Origin of the sequence: Paraburkholderia oxyphila NBRC 105797, assembly GCF_000685075.1 — a bacterium.
Classification (GTDB): Bacteria; Pseudomonadota; Gammaproteobacteria; order Burkholderiales; family Burkholderiaceae; genus Paraburkholderia; species Paraburkholderia oxyphila.
This window is the reverse complement of sequence record NZ_BAYD01000301.1, coordinates 1-741: the sequence shown is the minus strand read 5'-3', so window position 1 is coordinate 741 and position 741 is coordinate 1. Positions and strand designations below refer to the sequence as shown.

General features: G+C 67.5%; 1 protein-coding gene. It reads left to right on the top strand.

Annotation, left to right across the window (positions count from 1 at the left end):
* A partial coding sequence (locus tag BO1_RS56095; protein ID WP_043289413.1) for a type VI secretion system Vgr family protein occupies nucleotides 1-741 on the top strand: 741 nt, incomplete at both ends.

Genomic DNA, 741 nt, shown 5'->3' with positions numbered 1-741 from the left:
AAGGGGAGCAGGTCTACACCGACGAATACGGGAGGCACAAGGTGCAGATCCAGGGGCTCGCCAGCGCCGACCATGCGCACGCCAGCGGCGCAGGCACGAGCGGCACGCCGGCGGACAGCGCGTGGGTGCGGATGCTGTCGGGCTGGGCGGGCGACTGCTTCGGCCAGCAGATGCCGCTGCGAGCGGGCATGGAGGTCCTGCTGGACTTTGCGAACGGCGATCCCGACAAGATGTATATCGCGGGAGTGCTAAGCAATGGCCACAACATGCCGGCGACGTTCAGCGGTACTGGCAGTCTGCCGGGCAACCGCTACCTATCGGGCATGCGCTCACGCGAAATCAGCGGCCGGCGGTACAACCAGCTGCGCCTGGACGATACGCCCGCGCAGATCAGTGCGCAGCTGGCGAGCGAGCATGCGGCGTCGCAGCTGAACCTGGGGTATCTCACGCACCCACGCGAGAATGGGCAAGGCGTGAAGCGGGGCGAGGGCGCGGAGCTGGCCACGGATGCCGCTGCGGCGCTGAGGGCCGCGCAGGGCATGATGCTGACGACTTACGCGTATATGCAGGCGGGCGGTGATCAGCTCGACCGGCAGGAGCTGCTGCAGTTGCTTGGCGAATGCATGGAGCTGTTCAAGGCGCTGGGCGACTATGCCGGGCAGCACGGCGGACAGGCGGCCGATGCGGGTGGCCAGACGACCGTTGCGGACGCATTCAAAAGCTGGTCGCCTGGCGTCGGGA